The sequence below is a fragment of the Ruegeria marina genome (genome assembly GCF_900101475.1).
GTDB lineage: Bacteria > Pseudomonadota > Alphaproteobacteria > Rhodobacterales > Rhodobacteraceae > Ruegeria_B > Ruegeria_B marina.
Map to the genome: position 1 here is coordinate 94,728 of NZ_FMZV01000010.1, position 17,381 is coordinate 112,108.

At 61.1% G+C, this 17,381-nt stretch carries 17 protein-coding genes; 7 read left to right on the forward strand and 10 right to left on the reverse strand.

Going from position 1 to position 17,381, the window contains the following annotated elements:
- Positions 1-156: 156 nt before the first annotated feature.
- Positions 157-1,656, reverse strand: coding sequence for a CoA-acylating methylmalonate-semialdehyde dehydrogenase (locus BLT75_RS14585; RefSeq protein ID WP_093033129.1), 1,500 nt, complete (start codon positions 1,654-1,656; stop codon positions 157-159).
- Between the two features lie 105 nt (positions 1,657-1,761).
- On the opposite strand from BLT75_RS14585, the gene BLT75_RS14590 reads away from it, so the two are divergent.
- The 3 genes from BLT75_RS14590 to coaD all read left to right on the forward strand — a co-directional run bounded on the left by BLT75_RS14590 (position 1,762) and on the right by coaD (position 3,751).
- Positions 1,762-2,664, forward strand: coding sequence for a LysR family transcriptional regulator (locus BLT75_RS14590; RefSeq protein WP_093033132.1), 903 nt, complete (start codon positions 1,762-1,764; stop codon positions 2,662-2,664).
- A 61-nt stretch (positions 2,665-2,725) separates the two neighbouring features.
- A complete protein-coding gene (locus tag BLT75_RS14595) occupies positions 2,726-3,160 on the forward strand; it encodes a CBS domain-containing protein (protein WP_093033135.1) in 435 nt (144 codons plus the stop codon).
- Between the two features lie 93 nt (positions 3,161-3,253).
- Positions 3,254-3,751: a pantetheine-phosphate adenylyltransferase gene (gene coaD / locus BLT75_RS14600; RefSeq protein ID WP_093033299.1), complete on the forward strand. Its 498-nt coding sequence runs from the start codon at positions 3,254-3,256 to the stop codon at positions 3,749-3,751.
- 22 nt (positions 3,752-3,773) lie between these two features.
- Here the strand turns inward: coaD and BLT75_RS24395 are convergent, their stop codons facing one another.
- The gene (locus tag BLT75_RS24395; protein WP_176828035.1) at positions 3,774-3,917 is read right to left on the reverse strand and encodes a hypothetical protein; all 144 of its coding nucleotides are present in this window, start codon (positions 3,915-3,917) and stop codon (positions 3,774-3,776) included.
- A 75-nt stretch (positions 3,918-3,992) separates the two neighbouring features.
- Positions 3,993-4,994, reverse strand: a complete 1,002-nt coding sequence (gene gap, locus BLT75_RS14605) for a type I glyceraldehyde-3-phosphate dehydrogenase (RefSeq protein WP_093033138.1) — start codon at positions 4,992-4,994, stop codon at positions 3,993-3,995.
- A 183-nt stretch (positions 4,995-5,177) separates the two neighbouring features.
- Here gap and BLT75_RS14610 point away from each other — a divergent pair, with 183 nt between their 5' ends.
- Positions 5,178-6,152, forward strand: coding sequence for a DUF808 domain-containing protein (locus BLT75_RS14610; protein WP_093033141.1), 975 nt, complete (start codon positions 5,178-5,180; stop codon positions 6,150-6,152).
- A gap of 43 nt (positions 6,153-6,195) precedes the next feature.
- Here the strand turns inward: BLT75_RS14610 and bfr are convergent, their stop codons facing one another.
- Positions 6,196-6,684 (reverse strand): bacterioferritin, encoded by a 489-nt coding sequence (gene bfr, locus BLT75_RS14615; protein ID WP_093033144.1) that lies wholly within the window; start codon positions 6,682-6,684, stop codon positions 6,196-6,198.
- Between bfr and BLT75_RS25200 the strand changes: the two genes are divergently transcribed.
- Complete coding sequence (locus BLT75_RS25200; protein WP_176828037.1) at positions 6,671-6,961, forward strand: hypothetical protein; 291 nt, start codon at positions 6,671-6,673, stop codon at positions 6,959-6,961. The genes bfr and BLT75_RS25200 overlap by 14 nt on opposite strands.
- A 106-nt stretch (positions 6,962-7,067) precedes the next feature.
- Here BLT75_RS25200 and tkt read toward each other — a convergent pair whose 3' ends face one another.
- Positions 7,068-9,092 carry a transketolase gene (tkt, locus tag BLT75_RS14625; RefSeq protein ID WP_093033147.1) on the reverse strand — a complete coding sequence of 675 codons (2,025 nt, stop codon included), beginning with the start codon at positions 9,090-9,092 and terminating at the stop codon, positions 7,068-7,070.
- Between the two features lie 253 nt (positions 9,093-9,345).
- Between tkt and BLT75_RS14630 the strand changes: the two genes are divergently transcribed.
- Together BLT75_RS14630 and BLT75_RS14635 are read left to right on the forward strand one after the other, a co-directional pair.
- The gene (locus BLT75_RS14630; RefSeq protein WP_093033150.1) at positions 9,346-10,194 is read left to right on the forward strand and encodes a hypothetical protein; all 849 of its coding nucleotides are present in this window, start codon (positions 9,346-9,348) and stop codon (positions 10,192-10,194) included.
- Complete coding sequence (locus tag BLT75_RS14635) at positions 10,194-10,595, forward strand: cell division protein ZapA (protein WP_093033153.1); 402 nt, start codon at positions 10,194-10,196, stop codon at positions 10,593-10,595. The genes BLT75_RS14630 and BLT75_RS14635 overlap by 1 nt, the downstream gene beginning before the upstream one ends.
- A 130-nt stretch (positions 10,596-10,725) precedes the next feature.
- Here BLT75_RS14635 and grxD read toward each other — a convergent pair whose 3' ends face one another.
- The 5 genes from grxD to BLT75_RS14660 all read right to left on the reverse strand — a co-directional run bounded on the left by grxD (position 10,726) and on the right by BLT75_RS14660 (position 17,371).
- A complete protein-coding gene (gene grxD / locus BLT75_RS14640) occupies positions 10,726-11,088 on the reverse strand; it encodes a Grx4 family monothiol glutaredoxin (RefSeq protein WP_093033156.1) in 363 nt (120 codons plus the stop codon).
- A gap of 87 nt (positions 11,089-11,175) precedes the next feature.
- Positions 11,176-11,412 carry a BolA/IbaG family iron-sulfur metabolism protein gene (locus BLT75_RS14645; protein WP_093033159.1) on the reverse strand — a complete coding sequence of 79 codons (237 nt, stop codon included), beginning with the start codon at positions 11,410-11,412 and terminating at the stop codon, positions 11,176-11,178.
- Between the two features lie 126 nt (positions 11,413-11,538).
- Positions 11,539-13,698: a phosphoribosylformylglycinamidine synthase subunit PurL gene (gene purL / locus BLT75_RS14650; protein ID WP_093033162.1), complete on the reverse strand. Its 2,160-nt coding sequence runs from the start codon at positions 13,696-13,698 to the stop codon at positions 11,539-11,541.
- A gap of 189 nt (positions 13,699-13,887) precedes the next feature.
- Positions 13,888-16,149 (reverse strand): mechanosensitive ion channel family protein, encoded by a 2,262-nt coding sequence (locus tag BLT75_RS14655; RefSeq protein WP_093033165.1) that lies wholly within the window; start codon positions 16,147-16,149, stop codon positions 13,888-13,890.
- Positions 16,150-16,465: 316 nt separating this feature from the next.
- Positions 16,466-17,371 (reverse strand): LysR family transcriptional regulator, encoded by a 906-nt coding sequence (locus BLT75_RS14660; protein ID WP_093033168.1) that lies wholly within the window; start codon positions 17,369-17,371, stop codon positions 16,466-16,468.
- Positions 17,372-17,381: the final 10 nt, after the last annotated feature.

Sequence of the window (17,381 nt, forward strand, 5' to 3'; positions counted from 1 at the left end):
CTGCTCGTGCGTGATGCGTTTTTGCGCAACATAGAGCTCTGGCACGCGCCTTTCCAGTAGGGTTATCTGAACATTTCGTGACGCCTGGCGCCCGTTCGGCAAAGAGCTGCCGAAAACGAAGCGCCCCGGCAGAGCCGGGGCGTTTCCTTTGTGCTGTTATTCCATCACCGGGATGGAGAATTCTCCGCCTTCCTTGATGCCCGAGGGCCAGCGGGCCGTCACCGTCTTGGTCCGGGTGTAGAACTTGAACGCGTCCGGGCCGTGCTGGTTCAGGTCGCCAAAGGCGGATTTCTTCCAGCCACCAAAGGTGTGATAGGCCAGCGGAACCGGGATCGGCACGTTGATGCCCACCATGCCGATGTTGATCCGGTTGGCGAAGTCGCGGGCGGTGTCGCCGTCACGGGTAAAGATCGCGGTGCCGTTGCCGTATTCGTGGCTCATCGCCAGATCCAGCGCTTCTTCATAGCTCTGGGCACGCACTGTGCTCAGGACCGGGCCGAAGATCTCTTTCTTGTAGATGTCCATGTCCGGGGTGACATTGTCAAAGAGATGCGGGCCGACAAAGAAGCCGTCCTCGTAGCCCTGCAGACTGAAGTCGCGGCCGTCGACCACCAGCTTGGCGCCCTGTTCCACCCCCGAATTGACGAGGCGCAGAATGTTTTCCTTGGCGGCGGCGGTCACGACCGGGCCGTAGTCCACATCCTTGCCGGCGGTATAGGGACCGACTTTCAGTTTCTCGATGCGGGGCACCAGTTTCTCGATCAGGCGGTCGGCGGTTTCATCGCCCACCGGCACAGCGACCGAGATCGCCATGCAGCGTTCACCCGCAGCACCGTAGCCCGCGCCCACCAGCGCGTCGGCTGCCTGGTCCATGTCGGCGTCCGGCATCACGATCATGTGGTTCTTGGCGCCGCCGAAACACTGCACGCGCTTGCCGTTGGAACAGCCGCGGCCATAGATGTATTCGGCGATCGGGGTAGAACCCACGAACCCGATCGACTGGATCACCGGATGGTCGAGGATGGCGTCCACCGCTTCCTTGTCGCCGTTGACGACCTGCAGGATACCCTTGGGCAGGCCGGCCTCTTCCATCAGTTCGGCCAGCATCAGCGGCACGGACGGATCCCGCTCGGAGGGTTTCAGGATGAAGGCGTTGCCGCAGGCGATGGCGGGCGCGAACATCCACATCGGGATCATCGCCGGGAAGTTGAAGGGGGTAATGCCGGCGGTGACGCCCAGGGCCTGGCGCATCGAATACATGTCGATACCGGGGCCTGCGCTGTCGGTGAATTCGCCCTTCAGCATCTGCGGCGCGGCAATGCAGTATTCCACGACCTCAAGGCCGCGCTGCACGTCACCGGCGGCATCGGGGAGGGTCTTGCCGTGCTCGCGGCTCAGCGCCTCGGCCAGCTTGTCCATGTCGCGGTTTAGAAGGTCCACGAACTTCATCATCACCCGCGCGCGGCGCTGCGGGTTAACGGCGGCCCAGGCGGGTTGCGCGGCTGCCGCGACTTCGACCGCGTGGGCCAGTTCGGCGGCCGAGGCCAGCGGCACGCGGGCCTGTACTTCACCGGTGGCGGGGTTGAAGACGTCGGCAAAACGGCCCGAGGTGCCTTTGACATGGGCGCCGCCGATATAGTGGGTCAGTTCCTGCATGGATACTCCTCCAAATTTTCTGCGGGCACTTTAGGCTTGCAGAAATCCCGAGAAAAGAGGCAAGATTTCAAAAGCGTTTTGCAAGAATGCAGGATTGGGGGAGGTATGGAGCCGCATTGGGATGATATGAAGGTATTTCTGGCAGTTGCGCGCGAGGAAAGTCTTTCCGGTGCGGGGCGATTGCTGAAGCTCGACCCGGCCACTGTCGGTCGGCGTATCGCCCGGTTGGAAGCGGCCTATGACACGCCGCTTTTTGCAAAATCGCCCCAGGGTTACACAATGACCGCGGCGGGCGAGCGTCTGCTGGCCCATGGCGAACAGGCCGAAGCGGCAATGCGCAGCGCCTCAGAGGCATTGGCCGGCACCACAGAGGGGTTGACCGGCCAGATTCGCATCGGAGCGCCGGACGGCAGCGCCAACTATTTGCTGCCTCAGGTCTGCGAGCGGATCAGCGACGAGAACCCTGATCTGGACATCCAGATTCTGGCCTTGCCACGCATCATCAACCTTTCCCGTCGTGAAGCGGACATGGCGATCACTGTCAGTACTCCGACAGCCGGGCACCTGCTGGTTCAGAAAATCACCGATTACAAGCTGCATCTGGTCGCATCGCGCCGCTATCTACGGCGCAGCCCGCCGATCGAGAAAGTCGAGGATCTGAAGGGGCACAGGATGATCGGCTATATTCCCGACATGATCTTTGACCGCGAACTGGATTACTTGAATGACATCGGTATCGAACGCGTTGCGCTTTCGTCGAATTCCGTGTCGGTTCAACTTCGGCAGGTCTCGCAGGGGTCCGGCGTTTGCGTGGCGCATGACTTCACGTTGCCCTATCACGGCAATCTGAGGCAAATCCTCATGGATCGGATCAGCCTGACGCGTTCTTTCTATCTGGTACGCCATCAGGGCGATCAGCGCAGCGAACGTTTGAACCGTTTTGCCGAGGCCCTGTCGCGTGGTATCCGCGACGAGGTGGCACGGCTGGAGGGAAATAGTGCGACTTGACAGGGCGGTGCAATATCGTAACGCTTTGGAATAAGAGAGGTTTATTTCGGAGGAGTTGCAAATGCTTGTTCAGGCCATTCTGAAGTCCAAGGCCAGCAACGAAGTGGTCACCGTCCCGGCGTCGGCAACCGTGTCGGAAGCGGCCGCAATTCTTGCGGAAAAGCGCATCGGAACGGTTGTGGTATCCGATGACGGAAAAACGGCTCTCGGGATATTTTCGGAACGCGATATCGTTCGGGAACTGGCAGCCAGCGGAAGCGGCTGCCTGACACAGAACGTCAGTGCCTACATGACTGTGAACGTGGTGACCTGCACTGTCGACGTAACGGCGCAGAGCGTGCTTGCCCAGATGACCGAAGGCCGGTTCCGCCATATGCCGGTCGTCGAGGGTGACAAGCTCATCGGGATCGTCACCCTTGGCGACGTGGTCAAGGCCCAGCTTTCCGAACTTGCAATGGAAAAAGATGCCCTTGAAGGCATGATCATGGGTCATTGAACGGGTTTGGCTTTTCGCCGCGGGATGTGACTCTTGCACCTGCGGCGAAGATGTGTTTGCTTGCGCAGCAATATTGTTGCGCAGGAGGGCGCCATGAGAGTTGCTTTGTATCCGGGGACCTTTGATCCAATCACCCTGGGGCACGTCGACATTATTCGCCGTGCCGCGGCGCTGGTGGATAAACTCGTGATCGGGGTTGCGATCAACCGGGACAAGGGGCCCTTGTTCACGCTTGAAGAGCGCGTGGCGATGATCGAGGCGGAATGCGCCAAGCTCAGCGCCGAGACCGGAACCGAGATCGTCGCGCATCCGTTCGAAAACCTTCTGATCGATTGCGCAAGGGATGTTGGCGCACAGATCATCGTTCGAGGGCTGCGGGCGGTCGCCGATTTCGAGTACGAATTCCAGATGGTCGGCATGAACCGCGTCCTGGACGACAAGATCGAAACCGTGTTCCTGATGGCAGACGCCCGGAGACAGGCCATCGCATCGAAGCTGGTCAAGGAAATCGCCCGCCTGGGCGGCGATGTATCGAAGTTCGTGACGCCTCTGGTCAATGATGCGCTCAAGGAGCGTTTGTCCGGCACGTAGCAGGGGACTTACGGCCCGCTGATCACCGCCAGAAGGCCATCCATTCGAGAAGTTCGAACATCTTCTTGCCAAGGAAAAGCATGTGCTCGGTGCCGAACATCGCAAAGTCCAGCATCATCCCGCCGAGGAGAAAGACGCCGAGCCAGAGGGCGATCTGATTTGTCATTGAGGGTCGGCTCCGACGAAAACGCCCGCTCAGATAACCTGAGCGGGCAAGCATTCTCAAGGGGTTCGGCGTAAATCAGCCGAGCCGGCCCATGGCGACGGCAACATCGGCCATGCGGACCGAGAAACCCCACTCGTTGTCGTACCAGGCCAGAACACGAACCATCCGGCCTTCGACGACGCGGGTTTGGTCGGGGGCGAAGATCGAGCTTTCGGGAGTGTGGTTGAAGTCGGTCGACACCAGCGGCGCGGGTTCATAGCCCAGCACCCCTTTCATCGGGCCGGTGGCGGCAGCCTGAACGGCGGCGTTCACCTCGTCCGCAGTCACGTTGCGGCCGGCGCGGAAGGTCAGGTCGACGGCCGAGACATTGGGTGTAGGCACCCGGATGGCCGATCCGTCAAGGCGACCCTTGAGGTTCGGCAGAACCTCACCCAGTGCCTTGGCCGCGCCGGTCGAGGTCGGGATCATCGACATCGCGGCAGCACGGGCACGGTACAGATCCTTGTGGCGGCGGTCCAGCGTCGGCTGGTCGCCCGTATAGGCGTGGATCGTGGTCATGATGCCATGCTCGATCCCAAATGCTTCGTCCAGCACCTTGGCCAGCGGCGCCAGGCAGTTTGTGGTGCAGGAGCCGTTCGAGATCATGGTGTCGGCGGCGGTCAGCTGGTCGTGGTTGACGCCATAGACGATGGTCTTGTCCACGTTCTTGCCGGGGGCGGACAGCAGCACCTTTTTGGCACCGCGCTCCAGATGCACCTTGGCCTTCTCACCGTCGTTGAACTTGCCGGTGCATTCCAGAACCACGTCGCATCCCGACCAGTCCAGTTCGTTCAGGTCGTAGGTCGAATACATCTGCATGTCGCCCCGGCCCAGGTTCATGGTGCCGTCACCGATGCTGACCTCGCCCGGAAAGCGGCCATGCACGCTGTCGTACTTGATCAAATGGGCGGCGGTTTCCAGCGGACCGGTGGCGTTGACCTTGATCACCTCGATATCGTCGCGGCCCGAGGCTGCGATATGCGACAGGGTGCAACGACCGATGCGGCCAAATCCGTTGATGCCAACCTTGATGGTCATTTTCCGACTCCGAACGACGTGAATTTGCCACGCCATATAGACGGACCATACGCCCGCAAAAAGAGCAAAAGCGTTTTATTTTGAATGTGTTAGCGCAAACTGTGTCCGGTTGCGCTAACGCTTGCGCGCCTGTTCCGATCGGTTAGGGTGTTGTGGACGAACATTTCTCGAAGGGTTTGCCGAATGAGCGGATTGTTGGCGCTACTGGACGATGTGGCGGGAATTGCCAAGGTGGCGGCGGCCTCGGTCGACGATGTGGCCTCGCAGGCAGCCAAGGCAGGGGCCAAGGCGGCGGGCGCGGTGATCGATGACGCGGCGGTGACGCCGAAATATGTTCATGGGTTTGCCCCCGCGCGCGAGTTGCCGATCATCTGGAAGATCGCCCGCGGTTCCATCCGCAACAAGATGTTGATCCTGCTTCCCGCTGCGCTGATCCTTGCGAATTTTGCGCCTTGGCTGATCGCGCCGCTCTTGATGCTGGGCGGGGCTTACCTGTGCTTTGAAGGCGCTGAGAAGGTGTATCACGCGCTTGTACCTCACGACACCAGCCATGTGTTCAAGGAAGACGAACCCGGCGACCCGCTGCATCTGGAGGAGGAAAAGGCCGCCGGCGCCATCAAGACCGATTTCATCCTGTCGGCCGAGATCATGACCATTATCCTCGCCGCAATCCCGGAAAGCGATTTCTGGATGGAGGCGGCGACGCTGGCGATGGCCGGAATAGGGATAACGGTGGCGGTTTACGGCTCCGTGGCACTGATCGTAAAGGCCGACGACTTCGGCCTGTTTATTGCCGAAAGAGGGCGCCTTGGCCTAACGCGCGCCCTGGGTCGGGGTCTCGTGCGCGGGATGCCGGGTTTCATGCATCTGCTGACGGTGGTCGGCACGGCGGCGATGCTCTGGGTCGGCGGCTCGATCGTCATCCACGGGATGGAGGAACTGGGGTTCGGCTGGCTGGGCCATCACATCCACGACTGGGCCTATGCCCTGGGCCATGCCGTGCCCCAAGGCTGGACCGCCGCCGTGGAATGGCTGTCCAAGGCGGCATTGGACGGGGTGTTCGGACTGGCGCTGGGTTTCCTGCTGATCCCGCTTGCGACACGGGTGATGGCCCCGGTCCTTTCAGTTTTCACCAAGAGCCGCGGCCAGAGAAATTGAGAGAGGTCTCCGCAAGGCAACTTGGTGGGACTTCGCCAACGGTCTAGTCGTCGACTTCGTTGGCCGGTTCAGCATTCAGCAGGCCATAGTTCTGCGCGCCGATCTCGTCATGCAGGCCAATCTGGGTTTCCAGAAAGTCGATATGACCCTGCTCGTCGCTGATCAGTTCCTCGAACAACTGCATGGACGCATAGTCACCTACTTCGGCACAGTACTTGCGGGCTTCGGAATAAAGCGCGACCGCTTCCATTTCCGCTGCCAGATCGCAAGTCAGGGACTCGCGTACGTTTTGACCGATACGCAGCGGATCGAGCGTCTGCAGGTTCGGGTGCCCTTCGAGAAAGATGATCCGATCAATCAACTTGTCCGCATGTTCCATCTCTTCGATGGATTCCTCGCGCATCTTCTTGGCAAGTCTGCCGTAACCCCAGTCCTTTTGAAGGCGATAGTGCAGCCAGAACTGGCTTACCGCTGTCAGTTCCACCCGAAGCGCCTTGTTCAGATATTCGATAACCTTCTTGTCGCCTTTCATCGCCGGGTTTCCTTTCGATTTGCTGCTGTCTGAGCCCTCGCAGGTTAGCGGGTACCTCAAGGTTGCCGTTATTGCGCATGGTGGCAATGAAAAGTTTCATGCAGCCGCCGCAATTTGGGGCTTTGCCCAAGGCATGGTAAACCTTGCCAGGTGTGATGATGGTGCCTGGATCCGCGGCGCGCATCCAGTCAATCGCGGCGTGGATATCGCGCTCGGTTATGACTTCGCAGCTACAGATGATCATGGGGGTCCTCCAGACGATCCCTTTAATTACTGACAAAAACACTAAGAAAGTCAATCCCGATAATCTTTGTCGGGAAATGGCGCAAAAAAACCCGCCAGCAAGTGGCGGGTTTCAAGCATTGTTTGGTCAAATTGGCTGTTTATGAGCCCAAAAGCTCTTTCACCTTGGCCACGGTGGCGGCGGCGGTGATGCCGAACTTCTCGTAAAGCTCCTCGGCCGGGGCCGATGCGCCGAAGCGGGTCATGCCGATGAAGCCCGCCTTGGCTTCGCGACCGCGCTCGCCCAGCAGCCAGCGGTCCCAGCCGCCGTCGCGAACCGCGGCCTCGATACCCACACGCACCGGGCCTGCGGGCAGGACCTTGCGGCGGTAGGATTCGTCCTGTTCGGCGAACAGTTCCATGCAGGGCATGGAGACCACTCGGGTGCCGATGCCCTCGGCTTCAAGCTGGGCGCGGGCCTCGAGGGCGATTTCAACCTCGGAGCCGGTCGCGATCAGGATGACCTGACGTTTTCCAGTGGCCTCGGCCAGAACATAGGCGCCTTGCGCGGTCAGGTTCCTGGCCTTGTTTTCCACCCGGACGGTCGGCAGGTTCTGGCGCGTCAGCGACAGGACCGAGGGGCTTTGGGTGAAGGTCAGCGCCAGTTCCCAGGCCTCGGCTGTTTCGACCGTGTCGGCGGGGCGGAACACATAGGTGTTCGGTGTTGCCCGGCTGATCGCCAGATGTTCGACCGGCTGGTGGGTCGGGCCGTCCTCGCCCAGGCCGATCGAGTCATGCGTCATCACAAAGACCGACGGGATCTGCATCAGCGCGGCCAGGCGCATCGAGGGGCGGGCATAATCGGTGAAGCACATGAAAGTGCCGCCATAGGGGCGGATGCCGCCGTGCAGCGCCATGCCGTTCATCGCTGCGGCCATGCCGTGTTCGCGGATGCCGTAATGGATGTAGCGGCCCTTGCGGTTCTCCGGCAGGAAGATGCCCAGATCGTCGGTCTTGGTGTTGTTCGATCCGGTCAGGTCAGCCGATCCGCCCACGGTTTCGGTCATGATCGGGTTGACGATCTTCAGCACTTCTTCCGAGCTCTTGCGCGTGGCCCATTTGGGCTGTTGTTCCGAGATCTGCTTCTTGAACGCGCGCAGGGCGCCGGCCAGTTTCCCGGGCACCTCGAAGGCATAGGCACGGTTGAACTCGGCCTGTTTACGCTCGGAAAGCTGCGCGAACCGCCCTTCCCAGGCCAAACGGTCGGCGGCACCCCGGCTGCCGATGGCCTCCCAGGCGGATTTCACTTCCGCTGGCACCTCGAACGGTCCATGGGCCCAGCCATAGGCCGCTTTTGCGGCCAGAAGCTGGCCCTGATCGGTCAGCGCGCCATGGCCCTTGGAGGTGTCCTGCGCCGCATGTCCCAGGGCGATATGGGTCTTGCAGGCGATCATCGTGGGTTTGTTCGATCCCTTGGCCTGCACCAGCGCGGCGTCGATGGCGGCCGGATCATGGCCGTCGATCTCGATCACATGCCAGCCCGAGGCCGCAAAACGGCGCACCTGGTCGGTCCGGTCGGCAATATCCACGGTGCCGTCGATCGTGATGTTGTTGTTGTCCCAAAGGACGATCAGCTTGCTCAGTTCCAGCCGCCCGGCCAGACCGATGGCCTCCTGGCTTACACCTTCCATCAGGCAGCCGTCGCCGGCGATGACATAGGTGTAATGGTCCACGACCTTCTTGCCATATTGGGCGCGCTGGATTTCTTCGGCGATGGCGAAACCCACGGCATTGGCGATGCCCTGACCCAGCGGGCCGGTGGTGGTCTCGATCCCCTTGGCCAGGAAATTTTCCGGGTGACCGGCGGTCTTGGCGCCCATCTGGCGGAAGTTCCGGATCTCGTCCAGCGTGATCTCGGGGTTGCCGGTGAGATAGAGCAGGGAGTAGAGCAGCATCGAGCCATGACCCGCCGACAGGATGAACCGGTCGCGGTCGGGCCAGGTGGGGTTTGCAGCGTCGAATTTCAGGTGCTTTTCAAACAACACTGTGGCCACGTCGGCCATGCCCATGGGCATGCCGGAATGGCCGGAATTGGCGGTAGCAACGGCATCCAGCGTCAGGGCGCGGATGGCGGTGGCCTTGGTCCAGTGGTCGGGGTTCGCAGTGCGCAGCGCAGTCAGGTCCACGAGGCTTTGTCCTTTGGGTTTCGGGCGGATTGCGCGCTCAATACCACTCACCCCCCAAAGTTCAAGCAGAACGGGCAGAAACGCGCGCAGGCTGGATCAGAAGAGGCGTCCAAGTTGTTGAAAGCAATGATGGGGGGTATTTTCGGTATCATTTGGTTAGACTACAGCTATGCATCCCGGCACCCGATTCGGTTCGGACCGATCGGCTTTGCCGGGCAGATAACAACAAACGCGTCACACGAAGGTGAGAGGCATGAGCCAGATCGAGGAATTGCAGGGCCGGATTTCGGCCGCGATGGAGCGGATCAGCGCCGGGGTCGAGGCCCTCGCCCTGCCGCGGCCTGCGGAACCGAGCGGAGAAGCGGAAACTGCGGACGCGGATTTGGTTGCCGCTCTTGAAGACGAGCGGATGGCGAATGCTCAGCTGGAAGAACGGCTGCGGTCGCTCAAGGCCAAGCATGCGGCCGAGATTGCGGCCTTGCAGGCTGCGGGTGCAGATGACCAGAACGAGGACGAGCTTGAGCGGTTGCGAGAGGAACTGGCGGAAGCAAGGGCCAGCCTGGCGAATGCCGAGTCCGAAGCCGCGGCCACAGATATGTCCGAAGAAGTGGAGGCGCTGCGAACCGAGGTCGCATTGCTCAAGGCGCAACTCGACGCGGTCGAGGATCCAGAGCCGCTGAAGAAGGAACTCGAGGCGCTGCGGATGCAGGCGGACAATTCCGAACTGGTGGACGGGCTGCGCGCCGAAATCGCGACGCTCAAGGCCGAACTGAGCAACACTGAACGCCTGTCCGAATTGCAGGCCGAGCTAGAGATGCTGCGTGCTGAACGGGTAAGCCATGGCGATGCAATGTCGCGGCTGGACGGCGATCTTCAGCGCCTGCGAAAGGCGAATGACCAGTTGCGTTCGGTGGTGTCAGACCTGCGGACGGCAAACGAGGCGGGCGTCGGCGAGCCGCACCTGATCAACAGCGCCATGCTGGCGGAACTGGAGGCGCTGCGTGCCCAGCGGGCGACCGATGCGGCCGAGGTGCACGCGGTCCTGAGCAAGCTGGGGCCGCTTTTGTCCGCTGCGAACCTGGCAGAAGGAGAGGATGAGTGATGCCGGAGGTGACCATTCACATAGGAGGCCGCGGGTTCGAAGTCTCCTGTCAGGAAGGCGAAGAAAGCTATCTGCAAGCCGCCGCGAAAATGCTGGACGACGAGGCGCAGGTCCTGTCCGATCAGATCGGCCGCATGCCTGAGGCGCGGATGCTGCTGATGGCTGGTCTGATGCTGGCAGACAAGACCGCGGCTGTGGAAGACAAGATCAAGGCGATGGAAAGCCAACTCGCCGAACGCGATGCGGAAATCGCCCGGCTGCGCAGCGCCCCGGCGCCCGAGCCCGAGCGGATCGAAGTGGCGGTCATCCCGCCCTCGGTTACCGATACACTTGCCGAATTGGCTGCCCGTGCCGAGGCGCTGGCAGCCCAGGTCGAGGAAAAGGCAGCCGGATCAGAATGAACCCGGCCATGCAAGATGATGAAAACCATCATGAAAAAGCGCCCGGACGGGCGCTTTGCGCAGGATTGAAATCGAAATCCTGAAAGCAAGGTCTTGAGAGACCTGCTGGTCGCCGGTCTCCCGCGTACACTCAGGCGTTGGCGGCGCGAATTTTTTCGGCCGCATCCTTGTCATAGGCGACACCGTTTTCGTCGAACAACGTGTCCAGCTCGCCCGAGAGGGTCATTTCGGTGATGATGTCGCAGCCGCCGACGAACTCGCCCTTGACGTAGAGCTGGGGAATGGTGGGCCAGTCGGAATAGTCCTTGATGCCCTGGCGGATTTCTTCGTCGGCGAGAACGTTTACGTCCTTGTAGGCGACGCCCATGTAGTTCAGCACACCAGCGACACGGCTGGAAAACCCGCATTGCGGCATTTCCTTGGTCCCTTTCATGTAGAGCACCACGTCGTTGGCTTTGACGGTTTCGTAGATACGGTTTTTTGCGTCGGTCATTGTCTGGTTTCCTCTTTCGCCTGCAGCTTTCCGCCAGCAGTTTGAAGATCGCTATTGTCGAGAGACCAGGCCGGAGAGCCCCGGTCCTTACTCGGGTGCCTTGGTCGTCAGTGCCAGCGCATGCAGCTTGCCGCTGTCGATCTCGGATCTTACGGCTGCATTCACGGCGCGTTGTTGCTGCACGCGGCTCTTGCCTTTGAAACTCGGGTCGATGACCTCGGCCGCCCAATGATTGCCATCGCCCGCCAGGTCGGTGATTGTGATCTTTGCCTGCGGAAAACTGGCGCGGATCAGCGCTTCGATTTCATGGGCTTCCATGGCCATTTGACTTTCTCCAGCTGTCTTGCTTCCAGATGTAGAGCGATGCGTCCCCGCGCGCAAGAGACCGGCATCGAACAGGCGAACGACGTGCCGCCGGGGCGAGCCGTTTGCACTGCATCCGGTTGTGGCTCAGGCGATAGCTGCCGCGAAACTGCCGCGGTACAGGGCGGCAAGCTCTGCCAGCGGGGCTTCGGACGCGCCAAGGCGGACCCTGTCGCCGCCAAAACGGCCGACTGCGGAGACTTGCACGCCCGCGGCTGCGGCCGCGGTCATCAGGGCTTCGGCCTGATCGAAGTTGCAGGCGACCAGATAGCGGGCCTGGTCCTCGCCGAACAGGGCCGCTGTAGCAGCGTCGTCGATCTGCACGCCAACACCCGCGCTTTCGGCCAGTTCGAAGGCCGCCAGCGCCAGACCGCCATCGCCCAGATCGGTGCAGGCCTTGATCAGGGACCGGTTCGCGCGGATGAACTCGCCATTGCGGCGCTCGGCCTCAAGGTCGACATGCGGCGCGTCGCCATCCTCGCGGTTGAACACTTCGGCCAGCAGGGCGGACTGGCCCAGGTGGCCCCTGGTTTCACCGACTACCAAGGCAACATGCCCTTCGCGGACGTCCTTGCCGATGATCTCGTCGGTCGAGGCCAGCAAACCGACGGCTCCGATCGTGGGGGTGGGCAGGATCGCCTTGCCGTCGGTCTCGTTGTAGAGAGAGACGTTGCCTGACACGATGGGCATGTCGAGCGCCGAACAGGCCGCGCCGATGCCTTTGATCGCACCGACGAACTGGCCCATGATCTCGGGTTTTTCAGGGTTGCCGAAATTCAGGTTGTCGGTGGTGGCAAGCGGTTTGGCCCCCACGGCGGTCAGGTTGCGATAGGCTTCGGCCACGGCCTGCTTGCCGCCTTCTTCAGGGTTGGCACGCACGTAGCGAGGGGTCACGTCGCTGGTGAAGGCCAGCGCCTTGTCGGTGCCATGCACCCGCACGATGCCCGCGCCCAGACCGGGTGTGCGGGCACTGTCGGCCATCACCATGGTGTCATACTGTTCATAGACCCACTGCTTGCCGCCATAGTTGGGCGAGCCGATCAGGGCGCGCAGCCCGTCGATCGGGTCGATCTGCGGCACCTCGCCCAGGGGGGCTGCGGCCGGGGTTGCCACCCAGGGGCGGTCATATTCGGGGGCGCGGCCCGAGAGCGGCGACAGCGGCAGGTCGGCGCGCACCTCGCCCTTGTGCATGATGATGAAGCGGTCTTCGGTGATGGTCTCGCCGACGATGGCGAAATCGAGGTCCCACTTGTCGAACACCGCCTTGGCCTCGGCCTCTTTCTCGGGCTTCAGCACCATGAGCATCCGTTCCTGGCTTTCGCTCAGCATCATCTCGTAGGCGGTCATGTTCTCTTCACGCTGCGGGACAGCGTCGAGGTTCAGCCGGATGCCCAGGCCGCCCTTGTCGCCCATTTCGACGGCAGAGCAGGTGAGGCCAGCGGCCCCCATGTCCTGGATCGAGATCACCGCGCCGGTCTGCATCAGTTCGAGACAGGCTTCCATCAGGCGTTTTTCGGTGAACGGGTCGCCCACCTGCACGGTGGGGCGCTTTTCCTCGATTGTGTCGTCGAATTCAGCGCTTGCCATGGTGGCGCCGCCAACGCCGTCGCGCCCGGTCTTGGCGCCAAGATAGACCACCGGCATGCCGATGCCCGAAGCGGCGGAGTAGAAGATCTTGTCGCTGTCGGCGAGGCCGGCGGCGAAGGCGTTCACAAGGCAGTTGCCGTTATAGGCCGGATGGAACCGCACCTCGCCGCCCACGCAAGGTACGCCGAAACAGTTGCCGTAGCCGCCGATACCTTCGACCACGCCATTGACCAGGCGCCGGGTCTTGGGGTGGCCGGGTTCGCCGAAGCTGAGCGCGTTCATCGATGCAATGGGTCGCGCACCCATGGTGAAGACATCGCGCAGAATGCCGCCCACGCCGGTAGCCGCGCCCTGATAGGGCTCGATATACGAGGGGTGGTTGTGGCTTTCCATCTTGAAGACCACGGCCTGGCCATCGCCGATGTCGACAACACCCGCGTTCTCGCCTGGGCCACAGATCACCTGCGGGCCGCTGGTGGGCAGGGTCCGGAGCCATTTCTTGGAGCTTTTGTAGGAACAATGCTCGTTCCACATGGCCGAGAAAATGCCAAGCTCGGTGAAGGTCGGCTCGCGCCCGATGATCTCGAGGATCATGTCGTATTCGTCGGGCTTCAACCCGTGCGCGGCGATCAGGTCCTGAGTGATTGCGGGCTCTTGCATCTGATGTGGTGTCCCCAAGCTGGCCGAGATTGCGGGCCTTTTAGGGCAAGCCAGCGTCGGGGGAAAGAGGCAAGAGGGCGCAGATCGAGGCCAGTCAGGCGGGTTTTCCCCGAGCGGGGAGAAAAAAGAATGCCCCCGCCAGTGTAATGGCGGGGGCCTCGATGTTTCGAGCGGAACGCGCAGCCAGCCCTAATCGCCACCATTCTGGTGGGACTGTTCGTTTGCTGCCTGCGCCGCAGCCGCAGCTACTGCCGATTTCTGATCGGGGGTCAGGTGGTCGGCCTCGTCCAGTCCGGGGATCGCAACGCGCACTTCGCGGCGGGCGAATTCGATACCGTTCGCCTTGAACTCGTTTTTCACCTTGTTAAAGATTTCCTTGCGTAGGGTGAACTGCTTGCCGGGCTTGGCCATGAACTTGCCGCGGATGATCATGCCGACATCATCGAAGTCGAACACGCCCTGCGACTTGAACGGTTGCAGGAACCCCTCCTTGTGCACGGGGTCCTCCATCATCTCGGTGCCGATCTTCTTGAAGATCTTCTTGACCTTGTTGGGGTCGGTGTCGAAGGGCACGGTGAACTTGAGCTTCATGATCACCCAGTCGCGGCTGTAGTTGGTCAGCTTCGCGATCTCGCCATAGGGAATCGTGTGCACCGGTCCGCGATGATGGCGCAGTTGCATCGACCGGATCGAGATTTTCTCGACGGTTCCGGTCGTTCCTCCCACATCGACATATTCACCCACGCGGAAGGCATCGTCGATCAGAAAGAATATTCCACCGACGATGTCGGCAACCAGTTTTTGCGCGCCAAAGCCGATGGCCAGGCCGAGGATACCGGCACCGGCAAGCAAGGGCGTGATGTCCAGCCCGAGAGCCCCGAGAGCAAGCAGGCCAAAGATCACCGCAATGGCGACCTGGGCCGTGACACGAAGCAGCGGCAGAACGGTCACCAGACGGGAGCCACCGGCGCCACCACCTTCGCCCGCTTCCTCGTCCGGGCTTTGCGCTATTGCCGTCTGTTCCTTGGCCAGTCGTCGATTGATCCAGAGCGATACGGCTTCGTTCAGGATGTAGCCGATGGCGATGATGATCAGGAACTCGATGACAGCCCCGCCTGCATCGAGCCCTGCGCCTGCGACTGCACGCAGATCGATATCCCATGCGTTGGCGATCATCAGGATAACGAAAACGCCGGCAATCACGCGACCGATGCGGATGAAACTGCGTTTGGTGGACTTGTAGGCGCGCTCGGCGACCGGGCCGTCCCCGATCATTGGCGGTTGCAGATGGCGAACCAGCCCGCGGATCAGCGTGTCGATGGCGGGGGCCATGAGAAGCCAGAACATGGTGATGTAATGGGCGCCGGCGACGATGCGCGCAAGGGCCTCGCGATCGTCGATCGCCGAATAGTATTCGACAATCAGCCATACGGCAGCGGATACACCAATGGCGAAATAGGGGTAGTATTCCGCAACCTTCTCGTCGAACCTGGTCCGGTCCGGATCCGTGCCGAGCATCATGTCGGACAAGCCGGCGCGCGCCGTCCACGCGATGATCGCGATATAGGCGTGAATCGAGAGGTTGAGCCAGAATCCCAGCCGCATCTCACCCATTGCGATCCCGTTGAGTCCGTTGAAGGTAACGATGAACAGGGTGAAACCGATCAGCAGGAACAGTCCGATCTGGTTGCGGTGCAGGTATTTCGCCCAGTGATCGTCGATGTTCACCAGTCTCATTTCCGGACGTTCCGGCGCGAGGATGAAGCGTGAGAGCGCCGCGCCGAGGCGCGGAACCCAGATCATGTAGAGTACGAAAGGGGCGGCGAACGCGATATCTTCGGGCGAAAGCAACCTGCGTCCGACAAAGACCAGAACATAGTAGAAGACAACCAGTCCGAGAATTTCGCGGCAGAACCGGCGGAACAGAAAGCCGACCGCACCGCGCAGATCGTCAGCTGACCCGCTGGGCACCTTTCTCAGCCATGAGCGCGTAAGGTAGGTCGCGGCCTTCTCCGCCGCGTAGCCGATTGCCAGTGCAAGAAAGGTAAAGCCAAAAAGGGAGGCCAGACCCGACGTTCCGAATGTCGTCGTGAAGTTGTGCAGGGCCTCGGCCTGTTTTCCGACCAGTTGCGGAACCTTGCTGAGCACGTCGAGCCAGCTTGCAATCATCGCGTTTGCGGTTTCGGTGATTTCGGCGATAAGCCCTTTTTGCGGTGCCGGGGAGTCTCCTGCGCGAGCCTCGGCGACAGCGTCCAATCTCTCGAGCAAAAGCGCGCGGACCTGGTCGTCCGAGAGACGGGCAACAAGATCGTCGACCTGCTCGGGCGTCAAGTCATCGGGAATGACGGGCACTGCGGTCGCCGCTCCGGTTTCTGTCGCTTGGGCGGCGGCCGGTTCGGCAATCGTGACAAAGCCGATCAGGGCAGCAAGGGCGAATACCCATCGTAGCATTTGATGTCCCTCTAAAAGAATGGATTTTTTTGCAATCTAGCCGAGATGCGAGGCGATTCAAATCCGTTTGCAGGGTGTCCAAAGGGACAGCTGGCCCTGAAATGACTCTCGGATAAGACACAGGTTTTTGCGCCGCCGGCCACCTGGCGAAAAAAAAGGCCGAGCGCTAAGCTCGGCCGTAGTCCAACAGGGAGGTTGAAGGTGACGAGCGTGTAAGCATCATCGCCTTCAGTTGCTCATTTAGGCGGCACGCCGTGCATCTTCAAGCTTTTTCATGCTGCATGCGCAGCATTTCCGCCATGCGCGGAGTGCATACCTAAAGTCTGCCCATCTCTTTCAACTGTTTGCGATGGGCAATGATCTCGTCCTGGACGAAATCCCGAAACGCGGCAACACGTTGGGAATGGCGCAATTCTTCGGGATAGGCGAGGTAAACTGGTACCTCCGAGGACTTGATATCGGGCAGGACGTGGACGAGATCCGGGAAATCCTGTGTCACGTAGTCGGGCAGCACACCGATCCCCAGATTGTTCAGTACGCCCTGGAGGATCCCGAAATAGTTGTTGACGGTCAACAGCGAGGCCGGATTGTAGGCGAGCAGATGCTGGGCGAGGACTGCGCTGGCTCCGACCTGAGCGGCCGAGGTATTCTGGCAGATCAGTCTGTGGTCGCTGATGTCGGTAATATCTGTGGGCGTCCCAGCGCTATCGAGATAGGCGCGCGTCGCGTATAGCTTCATCTCGACCGTCATCAGGCGCTTGCGTATCAGATCGGCCTGACTGGGTTCTTTCATCCGAATTGCCACGTCGGCTTCGCGCATGGGAAGGTCGAGGACGCGCTCCTCGAGCATGAGGTCAACCTTGAGATCGGGATATTTCTGATAAAGCGCGGTGAGGCGCGGCGCAAGCCAGAGTGTGCCGAAGCCAAAGGTCGTGGTGACTCGTAATTCGCCGAACACCTCTTCTGCGCTGTCGCGAATGCGGGCCGCGGCCGCATCCAGACGCTTTGCCATGGATTTGGTGGCGTCGAACAGCAGTTCGCCCTGTTCGGTGAGAATCAGTCCTCGGGCGTGCCGGTGGAAGAGGGTGGCATTGAGTGCTTCTTCGAGTGCGCGGATCTGCCGACTGACCGCGGATTGCGACAAGTTCAGCTTGTCTCCTGCATGCGTCAGGCTGCCGGCGTCAGCCACCGCGTGAAATATCCGAAGCTTGTCCCAGTCCATGTCTGCAACT